The following is a 15,587-nucleotide window of genomic DNA, read 5'->3' on the forward strand; positions in this document are numbered from 1 at the left end:
CCCGGATGAAGATCCCCCACTCCGCGCTCCCCGCGATCAGGACGACGATCCTGCTCGCCTTCACCGCGGCGTCGGCGTTCGTGTTCCTGTTCTTCTGGACCTCGGTCGGCGGCTACGTACCCGGCTACACCCAGGAGCAGTACACGACGTCGTTCCACGTCGACAAGGTCAACAACCTGGTCCCGCAGTCCGATGTCACCCTGAACGGGGTGAAGGTCGGCAAGGTCCTGACCGTCGAGGCGACCCCGGACGGGCGCGCCGAGGTGGTCGTCAACCTGACCGACGAGGACGCCATCCCGCTGCACGAGGGCATCACCGGCCGCATCAACTCGAAGACGCTGGTCGAGGAGACCTACGTGTCCCTCGTCGACGGCCGCGGTGCCGAGCTGCCCGACGGCAGCCGGCTCCCCGACGGCGCCGTGCAGTCCGCCGTCCTGCTCGACGACCTGATCCGGACGCTGCCCGACGATCGCCGCGTCGCGCTGGCCTCCACCCTGCAGTCGCTGGGTGCGGCCACGAAGGACACCCAGGCGGGGGTCGACGGCGCGCTGGCCGGCCTCGGCCAGCTCGGTCGCGAGGGCGGCACCGCCCTGGACGCGCTCGCCGCGCAGTCGAAGGACCTGGAGCAGCTCTCGCAGAACACCGCCGCGGTGCTCGCCGCGCTGGACGTGCAGCGCGGCCGCATCGCCGACCTGGTGACCGACGCCAACCTGGTCACCGAGGTCACCGCGAACAGCCGCACCGACCTGGAGAACACCGTCCGGGAGCTGCCGCCGACGCTGAAGGCCGCCCACGACGCCAGCGACGACCTGTCCCGGCTCGCCGGTGGGCTCGGCCCGGTCGCGGCGAACCTGGACCGGGCGGCGCCCGCCCTCGACGCGGCGCTGAACGAGCTCCCGGCGACCACCCGCGACCTGCGCGGACTGCTGCCCTCGCTCGACGCGACCCTGGGCAAGGCCCCGGTCACCCTGGACAAGGTCCCGCAGTTCTCCGACGACCTGCGGGCACTGCTGCCCGAGGCCGACCGGGCGCTGCTCCAGCTCAACCCGATGCTGGAGTACCTGAAGCCCTACGGCGGCGACATCTACCAGTTCTTCACCAACTTCGGTGAGGCGGTGTCGCGCGGCGATGCCAACGGCACGCTCCTGCGCGTGATGCTGGTGTTCCACGCCCAGTCGTTCGCGGGCAGTCCCGTCCCGCTCAACGGGATCCCGCCGCTGGACGACAACAACCCGTACCCGCGGCCGGGCACGCAGAACAACCCGCAGGACGACGCGCCCCCGCCGCAGGTGGCCGATCCCGGACCGGCGAACCAGGCGCCGCCGCCCGGGCCGGCCCCCACCGTCGGGCCGCAGCCCACGGGCGAGGCCGCCGAGGGCGACCAGCCCCCGGCACCGGCGCCGTCCGGTGGTGGACTCCTGGGGCTCGGCGGATGATCCGCGGCCTCCGCACGACCCTCGACGGGCGTGGCGCCGCATCCGCGGCGTCGCGCCCGTCGGGGCGTTCCGCCCTGGTCTGGATCATGCTGCTGGCCCTGGCGGCGCTGACCGTCGCCGGCGTGTCCCGGGTGAAGGTCGAGACCGGGGTCGAGTCGTTCCTGCCGTCGTCGGACCCGTCGGTGCAGCGCTACACCGAGCTCGCCCGCTCCTTCGGTGGCGACCCGATCGTCGTGCTGCTGCGCGCCCCGCAGGCCCCCGGCCTGCTCGACCGGGACGTGCTGCCGCACGTGCTCGGCATCGAGGGGCAGCTGTCGCAGCTGCCCGACGTCGCCTCGGTCTACGGCCCGGCGACGACGCTGAACCAGCTGGCGTCGCAGTCCCAGAAGCTGCTCGCCGAGCTCACCGGACGTCGCGACGGGCTGCAGCGCGCCGCGGCGATCACCGCCCGGCAGCGCGGCGAGGACCCGGCCGCCGCCGCGAACGCCGCCGTCGCGGCGTTCGACGCCCGGTACGGCCCGCTGATCGTGCAGGGCCTGCCGGTGGGTCTGCCGACCCTGCGCAACCAGCGCTTCATCGACCACTCGATCATGGGTTCGGGCGGTGAGCCGCGCCCGCAGTGGCGCTACGTCGTCCCCGACAACCGTTCGCTGGCCGTGCTGGTCCGCCCCCGCGAGGGGCTCGACCAGGCCGGGACCGAGCAGCTCGTCGCCGCGGTGAACGACACCGTCGCCCGGGCGCAGCTGCCCGCCGAGGCCACCGTCTCCGGCGTCCCGGCCATCACCGCCTCGCTCGGCGTCGCGGTGGACCGGGAGGCGCCGGTCCTGGGCGCGGTCGCAGTCGTCGCGATCGGGCTCTGCCTGTTCCTGGTGCCCTGGACCCGGCGGCGGCGACGGCTGATCCCGCTCGCGGTGACCCTCGCGGCGACCGCGGCGACGCTGGCCGTGCTGGGCTGGATCGGCCGCCCCGTCTCGCTCGGGGTGGTCGCGTTCCTGCCGGTCCTGGTGGGTCTGGGCAGCTACTACCCGACCTACTTCGCCCGCGGGGCACGGCCGCGGACGGTCGTCGTCGTCGCGGCGGGGACGGCGGCCGGGTTCGGTGCGCTGCTGCTCTCGCCGCTGCCGTTCGTGCGGGACCTCGGGTCGACCCTGGCCCTGGGCGTCGCGTTCGCGGTGGCGCTGGGCTGGTTCGTCTACCGGCCCGGTGGCTGGGCCGGCCCGGACCGGCCCGCGTCCGCCGCGCCGGCCGACCCCGCGACCGATGCCGCCGCCGACCCGGCCGACCCGGACCCGGCCGCCCCCGACGCCGACCCGGCCGACGCAGGTGCACCCGCCGGCGACGACGCGGCGGCGCCGGACGGTCCCGGGCCGGTGGCCCGCCCGGGCCGGTCGCGGCTGGTCGCCGTCGTCCTCGCCGGTCTGGTCGCGGTCGGCGGCTGGGCCACGCTGCCCTTCCTGCCCCTGCAGACCAGCGTCGACGCGTTGTCGGCCGGGCTGCCCGCCGTCTCCGACGCCACCCGGGTCGAGCAGATCCTGGGCTCGGGCGGCGAGCTCGCCGTCGTCCTGCGGTCCACCGACGGGAAGGGCGACGTGCTCACCCCGCAGGCGTGGACGTGGATGACGACGGCCCAGCAGTCGATCGTGCGGCTGCACGGCGACCAGGCGCGGCCCGCGCTCTCGGCGCCCACGCTGCTGTCGTTCCTCGGCCCCACCCCGGACCAGGAGCAGACCCGGGCCGGCGTCCGGCTGCTGCCGCCGTACCTCACCGGCGCGGTGCTGCGGCCCGACGGCCAGGTCGCGGTGCTGTCCTTCGGCGTCCGGCTCGACGACCTCGATCGGCTCCGTGGGCTGACCGACGCGATCACCGCCGAGCTGCCCCCGGCCCCGCCCGGCTTCGTCGCCGAGGTCTCCGGGCTGCCCGCCGTCGCGGTGCAGGGCTACGAGCTCGTCTCCGCCGACCGCTACCTCGCCGGCACCGCCGGCCTGGTCGCCGCGGCGCTGGTGCTCGGGGTCGGGCTGCGGCACCGGCGCGACGCGCTGCGCGCCGCACTGGCCGCCGTGCTGGCGACCGGCGCCAACCTGTTCCTGCTCTGGGGGTTCGGCATCCCGCTGAACCCGCTCACCGTCGCGCTCGGGTCGCTCACCGCCGCCGTCGGCTGTGAGTTCACCGTGATGACCTGCGACGCCGTCCGCACGCGCGACCCGCGCCTGCGGACCGCGGTGACCCTCGCCGCCCTCACCTCGGGCACCGGGTTCGCCGTGCTGGCGTTGTCCGACCTCGCCCTCATGCGCGAGTTCGGGCTGCTCCTGGCGTTGTCCGTACTGCTGTCCTACCTGGCCGCACGGGTCGTGGTGCGGGCGTTCCCGCCCGCGCACGGCCCGGCCGACCCCGCGCGGAGTACCCCCGCCCGGGAGAAGCTCGTTGGAGTGATGTGATGCGAGTCAAGTCCACACTGGCGTGGATCGCCGGCGCCGCCCTCGACCGGGTCCGGACCACCTGGACCGGCCGGATCGTGGCGGGAGTCCTCGTCCTCGCCCTCGTCGCCGGGGTCGGCGGCGGGGTCTGGTGGAAGATGCAGCAGGTCCCCGACGGCGCGGCGCTGGCCGTCGGCGACCGGGTCGTGACCGTCACCGACCTCGACGACCGGGTGCAGACCCTGCGTGCGCTCTACGGCGTCCAGCCGCCGGTCGAGGACCCGGTGAAGATGGACGGCTTCCGCCGCGACGCGGCCAAGGCCGTCGCGCTGAGCATGGTGCTGGAGGACCGGGCGACCGAGCTGGGCGTCGGCGTCGCGGACGCGAAGGTCCGCCAGACCCTCGACCAGTACATCACCCAGCAGCTCGGCAACGGCCCCGGTGCGCGCGACGACTTCGTCAAGGTCCTCGGCAACGTCGGCACCACCGAGGACAAGGTGATGAACGAGGTCCGCCAGCAGATGGTCGTCGGGGAGCTGTTCGACAAGGTCACCAAGGACGTGACCGTCACCGACGACGACCTGCGTGCCGAGTTCCCGAAGTATGCCCAGCGGCTCGGGACCCCGGAGAAGCGCGAGCTGTCCAACATCGTCGTCGCCAGCAAGGAGGCCGCCGACAAGATCGCGGCCGACCTGCGGGGCGGCGCCGACTTCGCGACCGTCGCGCGGGCCACCACGATCGACAACGCCACCCGCGCGAACGGCGGGGCGCTGGGCCCGATCGGCGCCGACCAGCTGCAGCCCGACTACGCGAAGGCCGCCTTCGGCGGCCCGGCCGGCCAGGTGTTCGGCCCGGTGCAGAACCAGTTCGGCTGGAACGTCGGCCGGTCGGGGGCGGTGACCCCGGGCGTCCCGGCGAACTTCGACCAGGTCAAGGACCGACTCCGCGAGCTGGTGCTGTTCGACCGCCGGATCGGCCTCTGGGGTCAGTGGATGACCGACTCGCTGGCCGACGGCGACGTCCGCTACGCCGACGACTACCGCCCCGCCGACCCGGACACCGCGCCCACCGGCGCGAGCCCGGGCCTGCCCTCGGGCACGCCGCAGACGGTCCCGCCCGCGCCGGGCGGCGGCGGGTGAGTCCCGCCTGGACCGTCCTGACCTTCGCGGGTCTGGGCGTCCTGCTCGCCCTCATGGGGTGGGCGGGACGCCGGCACGCCGCGGGCCTCGGCGCGGTCCCGGGGATGCCCGCCGAGCTGCAGCGGCACCGGGTGGCGGTCATCCGCCGCGGCGCCACGGCCTGCCTGGTGGTCGGCGTCGCGTTCGTCGTGGTCGGGGTGCTGGCACCGTTGCTGTGAGGCCCATCGGGTCACCAGCAGGTCATCAGCGGGTCAGCAGCAGGAACAGGCAGTACGAGGTGACCAGCGCCAGCACCACCAGCGCGGGCACCACCAGCCGCGGGTCGAGCTCGACGGTCCGGGAGCCCCGGCGCGGCCCCTCCAGCTCGGCGCGGGTCGCGTCCGGGTCGGGCGGGCCGAGGAGGTCCGAGATCCGGAAGCGGCGCTCGACGTCGGAGACGGCGGCGACGCCGTGCAGCAGCTCCGCGGGCGGCCCGCAGGCCACGATCCGGCCGTGGCACAGGATCGCGACGACGTCGGCCAGCTCCCGGGCCAGCGCGACGTCGTGCGTGGTGACCAGCACCGTCGCCCCCGACCGCTCCTGCTGCTCGCGGACCGCCGTCACCAGCGTGTCCGCGTGCGCGGCGTCCAGCCCGGTCTCCAGCTCGTCGAGGACCAGGACCGGCGCCTCCACGGCGAGGGTGCGGGCGATCGCGAGCCGTTTGCGTCCGTGTGCCGGCAGCTCCGCGGGGAGCGCGTCGGCCCGGTCGTGCAGCCGCATCTCGCGCAGCCGGTGCATCGCGATGCGCTCGACCCGCTCCGCGGACAGACCGCGGCCATCGAGGGCGTAGGTCAGGTTGTCGTAGGCCGACAGGGACCCGAACAGCGACGACTCGAACACCGACGGGCCGCCGAACAGCACGCTCATGCCGCGGCGCAGGCGTCGCAGCTCGGTCTCGCCGGCCGCGTGCACGTCGACACCGCCGACGGTGACGGTGCCCCGGCCCGGCGCGACGAGCCCGGCGAGGTGGCGCACCAGGGGGGTCTTGCCCGAGCCGGACGGGCCCATCAACACCGTCACGGTGCCGGGCGCCAGGTGCAGCCCGAGTCGGAACAGCACCGGGGTGTCGTCGATCATCGTCGTCACGTCGGTGAAGTCGACCGCCGGCCCGCGGGGCGGCCTGCCGCCGGACACGGGATCGGTCATCGCACCAGTGGACGCCCCGGGCTCCGGAGGCTCGTCTCCCGGCGGTGGTGACTCCCTCTCCCGTAGTGGGTGTCCCTGCGTGCGGAGGGGGCCTACGCCCGGGCGGTCCCTCTAGCCTGCGGCCATGATCGAGCAGGTGCGGAGCCGGTCCACGATGCCGTGGGCCCTGGTCCTGTCGGCCGCCGCGTGGATGCTGAGCGCGGTGCTGCTGGCCGTCGCGTGGGCCGGGCTGCGGCCGGAGCCGACGGTCGACGAGGACACGGCGAGCACGCTGGCGGGCCAGGGTGCCCCGGTCGTGGCGTCCGGGGCGACGGCGCCGTACCCGACCTGGCTGCTGCTCGTCCTCGCGGTGCTGCTCCTCGCGGCGGGCGCCGCCCTGGCGCTGCGCCGCCGCGTCGCCCGTTACCCCGCGGTCGTCCTGTCCGTTGTGTCGGTGGTGCTCCTCGCCGTGGCGGGGCGCTGGGAGACGATCCCGGCGATGGCCCTGCTGGTGGTCGGGACCGTCCCGCTGCTGACGCCCTCCGCGCTGCGACACCTGCGCTGAGCGACCGAAGGGAGACCTCGTGGCCGTCCCGGGGTTCGACTGGTTCTCCGACCGCGTGGACTGGGTCAGCCTGGTCCGCGGCGCCTCGCTGGCGTTCAGCGTGCTCGTGATCGGCGGGCTCGCCGCGCCGCTGGGCTCGCAGATCCCGGTCGTCGGGCCGGCCTGGCTGATCATCACCGCGGTCGTCGCGTTCGTGCTGGCGGGCTACCGGATCGGCGACGCCGTCGACCCGCGGGTGCACGGCGCCGGCGCGGCCGTCGCCGGGTACCTGCTCGTGTTGCCGCTGGTGGTGCTGGGCACCGGTGGGCTCGACCCGACCCAGCTCGTCCTCACCCTGCTCACCGCCGTGGTCATGGGCGCGATCGCCGGGCATCTCGCGGGCCGGAACCGGGACCGCCGCACCGTGTGACGACGCGGCCGGCCGGCGACGGCTCCGCACCCGAGCGGGGGATACGCCGAGCTCGACGACCGCTCGCGCCGGATCGCCCACGTCCTGCGCGACGCCGGGCTGCGCCGCGGCGACCACGTCGCCTTCCTCTCCGACAACGCCCCCGAGGTCTTCGAGATCTACTGGGCGGCGATGCGCTCGGGCCTGTACATCACCGGCATCAACCACCACCTCGCCGCGGACGAGGCCGCCTACATCGTGGACGACTGCGGTGCCCGGGTGCTGTTCGTCTCGGCCGCGAAGCGCGAGCTCGCCGAGGCGCTCGTGGAGCGGACCCCCGGCGTGGAGCGCCGTTTCGCCTTCGGGGGAGCGGTCGAGGGCCACGAGTCGCTCGGCGCCGCGACGGAGCTCGCCGTCGACGGGCCGCTGCCCGAGCAGCCCCGCGGCGCGGACATGCTCTACTCCTCGGGCACCACCGGACGCCCCAAGGGCATCAAGCCCGCGCTGCCGACGATCCAGGTCGACGAGCCCGGTGACCTCTACACCGCGGTGTTCGGCCCGATGTACGGCTTCGGCGAGGACACCGTCTACTACTCGCCGGCGCCGGTGTACCACGCCGCGCCGCTGCGCTTCGGCGGCATCGTGCACGCCCTCGGCGGGACCGTGGTGATGGCGCAGAAGTTCGACGCCGAGGCCGCGCTGGCGCACATCGCGCACCACCGGGTGACCCACGGCCAGTTCGTCCCGACGATGTTCGTCCGGATGCTCAAGCTCCCCGACGCCGTCCGGACGTCCTACGACGTCTCCTCGCTGCGGGTGGCCGTGCACGCCGCCGCGCCGTGCCCGGTCGACGTCAAGCAGAAGATGATCGACTGGTGGGGCCCGGTCCTGTACGAGTACTACTCCTCGACAGAGGGCAACGGCGTCACCTTCATCGACCCGGCGGCGTGGGCGGACAAGCCCGGCTCGGTCGGCAAGGCAGGCCTCGGGGTCATCCACGTCTGCGACGACGACGGCCGCGAGCTGCCGACCGGCGAGGTCGGCACCGTCTACTTCGAGCGCGACGTACCGCCGTTCGAGTACCACAACGACCCGGAGAAGACCCGTGCCGGCCGCCACCCCGAGCACGACAACTGGTCCACCACCGGCGACGTCGGCTACCTCGACCCCGACGGCTACCTGTTCCTCACGGACCGCAAGGCATTCATGATCATCTCCGGTGGGGTGAACATCTACCCGCAGGAGATCGAGGACGTCCTCACCCTGCACCCCGCGGTCTACGACGTCGCCGTCATCGGCGTGCCGGACCCGGAGATGGGCGAGCAGGTCAAGGCGGTCGTGCAGACCCCCGACGGCGTCGAGGGCTCGCCGGAGCTAGCGGCCGAGCTCCTCGAGTTCGTCCGCGAGCGGATCGCCCGCTACAAGGCCCCGCGCAGCGTGGACTTCACCGACCAGCTGCCCCGCAGCGCCACCGGCAAGCTCGTCAAGGGCGAGCTGCGCGCGCGGTACGCGGAGCCGGCCACCGCCTGACGGCCCACAGCGGTCACTCCCGGGGCAGCCGGTCACACACTGTGCCTCCGTAGGGAGTACGGAACCACCCCCCGGGAGCGATGTGACCTCCCTCGCTCCCCGGCCACCATCTGGTCCGACGGCAGCGCCCGGCCCCCGGACGTCTGCCCCTGCACTCAACGAGGAGATCACCATGGGCTTCTTCGCCGACAGCAACGAGGTCGACACCTACATCGGCGGCGCCTTCCGCGCGGCCAACGACCACCCCGAGTCCGGCCCGAAGATGCGTGCCGCCGGCATCAACCTCCGCGTGCTCTACACCGACCCGGACACCGAGATGTGGGTCAAGATGCGTGAGCCGGCGATGGAGGTCCACACCGGCGCCGACGACGACAAGGCCGACATCACCCTGATGATGCGCGCCGACACCGGCGACAAGTTCTGGCGCGGCGAGTACAACCTCGCCGTCGGTCTCGCCAAGGGCGAGGTCAAGGCCAAGGGCCCGGTCAACAAGATCCTGAAGCTGGTCCCGCTGACCAAGCCGATGTTCCCGATGTACCGGGAGCTGGTCGCCGAGAAGGACGCGACCGCGAACGCCTGACCGCCCCGTCCCAGAGCAGAGGAAGGACGCCGATCCGATGGCGACCATGAAGGCGGTCGTGCTCCGCGAGCCGCACAAGATCGAGGTCATGGAGGTCCCGAAGCCGGAGATCACCGACCCCGGTGACGTCCTGCTGCGGGTCGACCTCACGGCGATCTGCGGGACCGACCTGCACCCCTACGAGGGGCGCATCGTGATCGAGGACGACGTGGTGCTCGGCCACGAGTTCCTCGGCACCGTCGAGGCCGTCGGATCCGCGGTCAACCTCGTCTCCGAGGGCGACCGCGCCGTCGCCTCCTGCGTCGTGAGCTGCGGCAACTGCTACAACTGCCGCCGCAACCGGCCGGGCCAGTGCTTCGGCACGATGATCTTCGGGCTCGGGGTGACCTTCGGCAGCCTGTCCGGCGGCCAGGCCGAGTACGTGATCGTGCCGAACGCCGACCGCACGCTGCGCAAGCTCTCCGACGAGGGCAAGGGCAACGACGAGGACAAGCTGTTCGTCGGCGACATCATGGCGACCGGCTACGAGGCCGTCCGCAAGTTCATCCAGCCCGGCGACACCGTCGCCGTGGTCGGGGCCGGCCCGGTCGGGCTGTGTGCCGCGATGTCGGCGAACGTGCTCGGCGCCGCGCAGACGATCGTGGTGGACAAGGTCCCGGCCCGCCTCAAGGAGGCGGAGGCCATCGGTGCCGTCCCGGTGAACGCCGACGAGACCGACCCGGCCGACGCCGTGCAGGACCTCACCGACTGGCGGGGCGCCGACGTCGTGATCGACGCCGTCGGGCACCCGTCGGCGCTGCTGTCGGCCTGCACCCTGGTCCGCTCCGGTGGCGCGATCTCGATCCCCGGTGTGTACACCGAGGACAGCATCGAGCTGCCCTTCGGCGACCTGTACCTGAAGGGCGTCACCATCGCCCAGGGCGTCGCGAACATCACGAACTACATGGACGAGACGCTGGCGCTCATCGCGGCGGGCAAGCTCGACCCGAGCCGGTTCATCTCGCACCGCATGCCGATGTCGCAGGCGACCGAGGCGTACCGGATGTTCGAGGAGCGCGAAGCCACCAAGATCGTCCTGGACCCGACCGCATGACCGCCGGGACGACCGTCCGCCACTTCCCGATGCGGATCGGTGGCGAGGACGTGGACTCGAACGACCGCCTCGAGATCCGTGACCCGCAGAACGGTGAGCTGGTCGCCACCGCCGCCTCCGGTGGCGCGTCGGCGATCGACGCGGCCGTCGACGCGGCCCAGGCCGCCTTCGACGACGGCGGCTGGTCGCGAGCCACCCCGGCGCACCGCGCCTCGGTGATGCGCGCGATCGCCGACCGGCTCGGCGAGCGGCTCGACGAGATGGTCGAGCTGGAGATCATGGCCAACGGCGCCACCGTGCGTCAGGCCACCGGCTTCCACGTCGGCTACTGCGCCCCGCACCTGGAGTACTTCGCCGGCCTGGCGGAGCGCTACGAGTTCGAGACGCCCATGCCGCGGGCCACGTTCCCGGTGCTCGGCCAGTCGACGCTCCGCAAGGAGCCGATCGGCGTGGTCGGCGCGATCGCACCGTGGAACTTTCCGCTGCTGCTGAGCCTGTGGAAGTTCGCCCCGGCCCTGGCCGTCGGCAACTCGGTGATCCTCAAGCCGGACGAGAAGACCCCGCTGTCGGCGCTGGAGTTCGCGGCCATCGCCGAGGAGTGCGGGCTGCCGCCGGGTGTGTTCAACGTCGTCCCGGGCCCCGGCCCGGACGCCGGCGCGCGCCTGGCCAGCCACCCGGGCGTCGGCAAGATCGGCTTCACCGGATCCACCGACGTCGGACGCGAGATCATGCGCCTGGCCTCGGGCACGGTCAAGGCCGTGACCCTGGAGCTCGGCGGCAAGTCGCCGGCGCTGGTCCTCGACGACGCCGACCTCGACATCGCCGTCGACGGGGTGCTCTACGGCTGCATGCTGTACTCCGGCCAGATCTGCGAGTCGATGACCCGGCTGCTGCTGCCGGACTCGCTGCACGACGAGTTCGTGGAGCGCATGGTCGCCCGCGCGTCCACCATCCGGCTCGGGGACACCCGGGACTGGGAGACCGACATGGGCCCGGTCGTCTCGGCGAAGCAGAAGGACCGGATCCTCGAGCTGATCCGGTCCGGCAAGGACGAGGGCGCCACCGCGGTCCTGGGCGGCGACGAGGCCCACGTCGAGGGCTACGAGGGCGGTCACTGGATCCAGCCGACCATCTTCACCGGCGTCCGCAACGACATGCGGATCGCCCGCGAGGAGATCTTCGGTCCGGTGCTGTCGGTCATCCGCTACGGCTCGGAGGCCGAGGGCGTCGCCCTGGCCAACGACACGCAGTACGGGCTGGCGTCGTCGGTGTGGAGCCGCGACAACTCCCGGGCCCTGGACGTCGCCGAGAAGATCAAGGCCGGCTCGGTCTGGATCAACGACGCGCACCAGATCAACTGCGAGGTGCCGTTCGGCGGGTACAAGCAGTCCGGCGTCGGCCGTGAGCTCGGCCCACGCGCGCTGGACCCCTACGTCGAGGAGAAGAACGTCCACCTCGACCTGTCCGGCACCCGCGAGGCGCGTCCGTACGACGTCCTGCTGAGCCACGCCGACGACTGAGGCCTGCCCCGCCATCGGCCCCGTCCCCCGGTACCCCCTCACCGGGGGACGGGGCCGCCTCTCCCGATGGGGGTACGACCTCCCCCTCCCGGGGAGACGACCGTCCCCACGTCTCTCCGCACACTCGTCAGTGACCCCGTGTCACCAGCTTTCCGCCCGCGGAGCACCCCGCCGGGCTCGGAGGAGATCCGATGACCGCCACCTTCGACGCCACCGACTTCGAGTCGGAGATGTACGACCCGGACGCCGTGGACATGATCCCGGCCACCAGCGAGGGCAAGCCCGAGCACTACCCGATCGACATCTCGACCAAGGCGTTCTGGAACCAGACCTCGGAGCAGCGTGAGGAGACCTTCAAGGTCCTGCGCCGCGAGCAGCCGGTCTCCTGGCAGCGTCCGGTCGACGACGCCGTCACCCCCGACCCCGACGACCCCGGCTACTGGGCGGTGGTCAGCCACGCCGACATCGTCACGGTCAGCCGGGACAACGACACCTTCATCTCCGGGCAGGGTGTGCTGTTCGACCTGCTCCCGCCGATCTTCCTCGAGCTGACCCAGTCCTTCCTCGCGATGGACAACCCCAAGCACGACCGGCTCCGCAAGCTCGTCGCCTCGGCGTTCACGCCCAAGCAGATCAAGCTGATCGACGACCGGATCGCGCTGGCCGCGAAGGAGATCGTCGACGACGTCGTCGCCGAGCCCTCCGGCGAGATCGACTTCGTCCAGCGGGTCGCGAAGGTGCTCCCCACCCGCATCTTCTGCGACATCATGGGCGTCCCCGAGCACCTGCGCGAGGCCACTGAGCGCAACGCCGCCGACATCGTCGCCTGGGCCGACGACGAGGTCCTCGCCGGCCGCGCCGCCGACGAGGTGCAGGTGCAGGCCGCGACGAACCTGCACGACATCGCCGCCGAGCTCATCGAGCTGAAGACCGCGGAGCCGTCCGACGACCTGATCACCTCGCTGATCAACGCCGAGGTGGACGGCCAGAAGCTCGACGAGTTCGAGATCGGCTCGTTCTTCGTGCTCATGGCGGTCGCCGGCACCGACACCACCCGGCACACCTCGGCGTTCACCGTCCGCGCCTTCACCCACTTCCCCGAGCAGAAGCAGTGGCTCATGGAGGACTTCGACGGCCGGATCAACAACGCGATCGAGGAGTTCGTCCGGTACGCCTGCCCGGTCATGACCTTCCGCCGCACCGCGGTCGTCGAGACCGAGCTGGGCGGCAAGAAGATCGTCCCCGGCGACAAGGTCGTCATGTTCTACCCGTCGGGCTGCATGGACGAGAAGGTCTTCGACGACCCGGAGAAGTTCGACCTCTCCCGGGAGAACGCGAAGGCGCACACCGGCTTCGGCGGCGGCGGCGTGCACTTCTGCCTGGGCAACCAGCTCGCGAAGTCCATGCTCAAGGCGCTGTTTCGCGAGCTGCTGTTCCGCATCCCGCAGTTCGAGGTCGGCGAGCCCGAGCTGCTGGGCACCAACTTCATGCGCGGGGTGAAGCGCATGCCGTTCCGATTCTCCCTGGAGAAGTGATGGGTCTGCGTATCGAGCTCGACGAGGGCAAGTGCAGCGGCCTGGGCCTGTGCGAGGCCGAGGCGCCGGAGCTCTTCGAGGTCCGCGACGACGGTTCGCTCGCGGTGCTGGACGCCACCCCGGCCGAGGAGCACCGGGCGGCCTGCGAGGCGGCGATCGCCTCCTGTCCGACCGAGGCGCTGCGCCTCGTCGAGAGCTGACCGCACACACCCCCTCACCGCGGGGACGCCGGGAGACCGCCACTCCCGGCGTCCCCACTCCCTTCTCCGGAGGAGCACACCGTGGAGCACCTCGTCGTCGTCGGTGCGTCGCTGGCCGGCATCCGGGCCGTCGAGGCGGCCCGCAAGGCCGGCCACCGGGGCGCCGTGACCCTCGTCGGGGCCGAGCGGCACCTGCCCTACGATCGCCCGCCGTTGTCGAAGGCCTTCCTCGACGACACCGGCGAGGAGCCGGCCGACCCGCGGTTCCGGACCGAGGAGCACCTGCGCGACGAGCTGGGGGTCGAGCTGCGCCTCGGCGTCCCGGCGACCTCGCTGGACACCGCGGCGAGACTGGTCGGGCTCGGCGACGGCGCCGAGCTGGGCTACGACGCGCTCGTCGTCGCGACCGGCGGGGCGGCGCGGACGCTGCCCGGCACCGAGGACCTCTCCGGGGTGCACGCGCTGCGGACCTGGGACGACGCGCTCGCCGTCCGCTCCGCGCTGGACGCGGGCGCCCGCACCGTCGTCATCGGTGCGGGGTTCATCGGCTCGGAGGTCGCCAGCTCGGCGCGCAAGCGCGGCCTGCCCGCGACGATCGTGGAGACCCTGCCGGTCCCGCTGGTCCGTTCGGTCGGCGAGGACATGGGCAAGGCCTGCGCCGACCTGCACCGCGCGCACGGCACCGACCTGCGCTGCGGAGAGACCGTCGACGGGCTGGAGTCCTCCGGCGGCGCGGTCACCGGGGTCCGCCTGGGGTCGGGCGAGATCGTCCCGGCGGACCTGGTCGTCGTCGGGATCGGGGTGTCCCCGTGCACCGGCTGGCTGGAGGGCTCGGGCGTCGAGCTGCACCAACGCGACCGCGGCGTCGTCGCCGACGCCACGCTGCGTGCCGCCGACGGGGTGTACGCCGCGGGCGACGTCGTGCACTTCCCGAACCACCTGTTCGACGGCGAGGTCATGCGGCTGGAGCACTGGACCACCGCCGCCGAGCAGGGCGCGGTGGCAGCCAGGAACGCGCTGGACCCGGCGAACGCCACCGAGCTCGGCACCGTTCCGTACTTCTGGTCGGACTGGTACTCCAGCCGGATCCAGTTCGTCGGCCGGCCCGCCGCCGACGAGATCCGGGTGGTGTCCTCCGAGCAGGGCGACGACCGCTTCCTCGCGCTCTACCGGCGCGGCGACCGGCTGGTCGGGACGATCACGATCGACCGGCCCACCCAGATCATGAAGTACAAGCGGCTGATCTCGAAGCGGGCGAGCTGGGCCGAGGCGCTGGAGTTCGCCGGGGTGGGCTAACCGTTCCGCTGGCCGTGCTGACCCGAGGCGTCCGCGGCATCGCCGTCGTCGACCTCGAGCATCCGGCGGGCCAGGCGCTTCCAGCTCGCGAGGTGCGGCTCGGTCTCGTGGTCGCGGGGGTTGATGGCGTAGGTCATCGCGACCCCGCGCATGCTGGTGAACAGCAGCTCGCGGCACTCGTCGAAGGCCGGGTGGCTGGACAGCGCGGGGCCGAACAGGGTGGCGACCACGTGGGCCACCGCGGTGCCGAGGCGCCGCTCCGCGGGGAGCAGCTCGGCACGGATGTCGTCGTTGGTGCGGGCCGCGACCCACAGCTCCATCGACGCCCAGAAGTACGGCTGCATGAACGTGCCCCACAGCAGCTCCACGGCCCGCTCACAGCGGGCGGTGCCGGTGGTCCCCCCGTACTCCGAGTCCACCACCCACTGCTCCATGTCGGCGATCCGCTCGGCGGCCAGGTGCTGCGCGGCCGCGATGAGCAGTGACTCGCGGCTCGGGAAGTGGTGCAGCAGCCGCCCGCGCGACACCCCCGCGCGCCGCTGCACGGTCACGGTCGTCGAGTGCGCGTGGCCGTGCTCGTACAGCTCGTCGAGGGCGGCCGCGAGGATGATGGCCCGGCTGCTGGCCCGGCGTTCGTCCTGCGTGCGGCGGGGGCGGGGCGAGTGCGGTCCGCCCGCGGGGGAAGCCATGCCGGGGAGGGTAGCCCTCGGCGGCGTGACGGACGGCC

Annotated in this window: 14 protein-coding genes and 1 pseudogene; 13 read left to right on the forward strand and 2 right to left on the reverse strand. The window is 72.9% G+C overall.

Annotation, left to right across the window (positions count from 1 at the left end; genetic code table 11):
• Window positions 1-5: 5 nt before the first annotated feature.
• Genes Ae717Ps2_RS28210 through Ae717Ps2_RS28225 form a run of 4 tightly spaced genes read left to right on the forward strand, consistent with a single transcriptional unit; the run spans window position 6 to window position 5,207 of the window.
• Window positions 6-1,436, forward strand: a complete 1,431-nt coding sequence (locus Ae717Ps2_RS28210) for an MlaD family protein (RefSeq protein WP_075308984.1) — start codon at window positions 6-8, stop codon at window positions 1,434-1,436.
• On the forward strand, window positions 1,433-3,871 hold the full coding sequence (locus tag Ae717Ps2_RS28215; RefSeq protein WP_143510485.1) for an RND transporter: 2,439 nt from the start codon (window positions 1,433-1,435) through the stop codon (window positions 3,869-3,871). The genes Ae717Ps2_RS28210 and Ae717Ps2_RS28215 overlap by 4 nt, the downstream gene beginning before the upstream one ends.
• Window positions 3,871-4,989 (forward strand): peptidyl-prolyl cis-trans isomerase, encoded by a 1,119-nt coding sequence (locus Ae717Ps2_RS28220; RefSeq protein WP_139318862.1) that lies wholly within the window; start codon window positions 3,871-3,873, stop codon window positions 4,987-4,989. The genes Ae717Ps2_RS28215 and Ae717Ps2_RS28220 overlap by 1 nt, the downstream gene beginning before the upstream one ends.
• Window positions 4,986-5,207 (forward strand): hypothetical protein, encoded by a 222-nt coding sequence (locus tag Ae717Ps2_RS28225; RefSeq protein ID WP_020627751.1) that lies wholly within the window; start codon window positions 4,986-4,988, stop codon window positions 5,205-5,207. Before Ae717Ps2_RS28220 ends, Ae717Ps2_RS28225 begins: the two co-directional genes overlap by 4 nt.
• Before the next feature lie 25 nt (window positions 5,208-5,232).
• Here Ae717Ps2_RS28225 and Ae717Ps2_RS28230 read toward each other — a convergent pair whose 3' ends face one another.
• Entirely contained in the window at window positions 5,233-6,174 is a 942-nt protein-coding gene (locus tag Ae717Ps2_RS28230) for an ABC transporter ATP-binding protein (RefSeq protein ID WP_075334078.1), read from the reverse strand.
• A gap of 124 nt (window positions 6,175-6,298) precedes the next feature.
• Here Ae717Ps2_RS28230 and Ae717Ps2_RS28235 point away from each other — a divergent pair, with 124 nt between their 5' ends.
• The 9 genes and pseudogenes from Ae717Ps2_RS28235 to Ae717Ps2_RS28275 all read left to right on the forward strand — a co-directional run bounded on the left by Ae717Ps2_RS28235 (window position 6,299) and on the right by Ae717Ps2_RS28275 (window position 14,860).
• Window positions 6,299-6,718 (forward strand): hypothetical protein, encoded by a 420-nt coding sequence (locus tag Ae717Ps2_RS28235; protein ID WP_075308980.1) that lies wholly within the window; start codon window positions 6,299-6,301, stop codon window positions 6,716-6,718.
• Window positions 6,719-6,737: 19 nt separating this feature from the next.
• Window positions 6,738-7,127, forward strand: a complete 390-nt coding sequence (locus Ae717Ps2_RS28240; RefSeq protein ID WP_060713702.1) for a hypothetical protein — start codon at window positions 6,738-6,740, stop codon at window positions 7,125-7,127.
• Between the two features lie 42 nt (window positions 7,128-7,169).
• Window positions 7,170-8,636, forward strand: a pseudogene (locus Ae717Ps2_RS28245) (acyl-CoA synthetase); the annotation flags it as partial.
• A 172-nt stretch (window positions 8,637-8,808) separates the two neighbouring features.
• Entirely contained in the window at window positions 8,809-9,216 is a 408-nt protein-coding gene (locus Ae717Ps2_RS28250; protein WP_075334079.1) for an SCP2 sterol-binding domain-containing protein, read from the forward strand.
• Between the two features lie 37 nt (window positions 9,217-9,253).
• Entirely contained in the window at window positions 9,254-10,309 is a 1,056-nt protein-coding gene (locus Ae717Ps2_RS28255) for an alcohol dehydrogenase catalytic domain-containing protein (protein ID WP_083695465.1), read from the forward strand.
• Window positions 10,306-11,829 (forward strand): aldehyde dehydrogenase, encoded by a 1,524-nt coding sequence (locus Ae717Ps2_RS28260; RefSeq protein ID WP_075334080.1) that lies wholly within the window; start codon window positions 10,306-10,308, stop codon window positions 11,827-11,829. The genes Ae717Ps2_RS28255 and Ae717Ps2_RS28260 overlap by 4 nt, the downstream gene beginning before the upstream one ends.
• A 191-nt stretch (window positions 11,830-12,020) precedes the next feature.
• Window positions 12,021-13,364: a cytochrome P450 gene (locus Ae717Ps2_RS28265; RefSeq protein WP_083695467.1), complete on the forward strand. Its 1,344-nt coding sequence runs from the start codon at window positions 12,021-12,023 to the stop codon at window positions 13,362-13,364.
• Window positions 13,364-13,564, forward strand: a complete 201-nt coding sequence (locus Ae717Ps2_RS28270) for a ferredoxin (RefSeq protein WP_020627742.1) — start codon at window positions 13,364-13,366, stop codon at window positions 13,562-13,564. Before Ae717Ps2_RS28265 ends, Ae717Ps2_RS28270 begins: the two co-directional genes overlap by 1 nt.
• An 81-nt stretch (window positions 13,565-13,645) precedes the next feature.
• Window positions 13,646-14,860 (forward strand): NAD(P)/FAD-dependent oxidoreductase, encoded by a 1,215-nt coding sequence (locus tag Ae717Ps2_RS28275; RefSeq protein WP_075334081.1) that lies wholly within the window; start codon window positions 13,646-13,648, stop codon window positions 14,858-14,860.
• Here the strand turns inward: Ae717Ps2_RS28275 and Ae717Ps2_RS28280 are convergent.
• Window positions 14,857-15,549, reverse strand: coding sequence for a TetR/AcrR family transcriptional regulator (locus tag Ae717Ps2_RS28280; RefSeq protein WP_075308972.1), 693 nt, complete (start codon window positions 15,547-15,549; stop codon window positions 14,857-14,859). The two genes, Ae717Ps2_RS28275 and Ae717Ps2_RS28280, sit on opposite strands and share 4 nt — an antisense overlap.
• Window positions 15,550-15,587: the final 38 nt, after the last annotated feature.

The organism is Pseudonocardia sp. Ae717_Ps2 (assembly GCF_001932475.1).
Taxonomy (GTDB): Bacteria; Actinomycetota; Actinomycetes; order Mycobacteriales; family Pseudonocardiaceae; genus Pseudonocardia.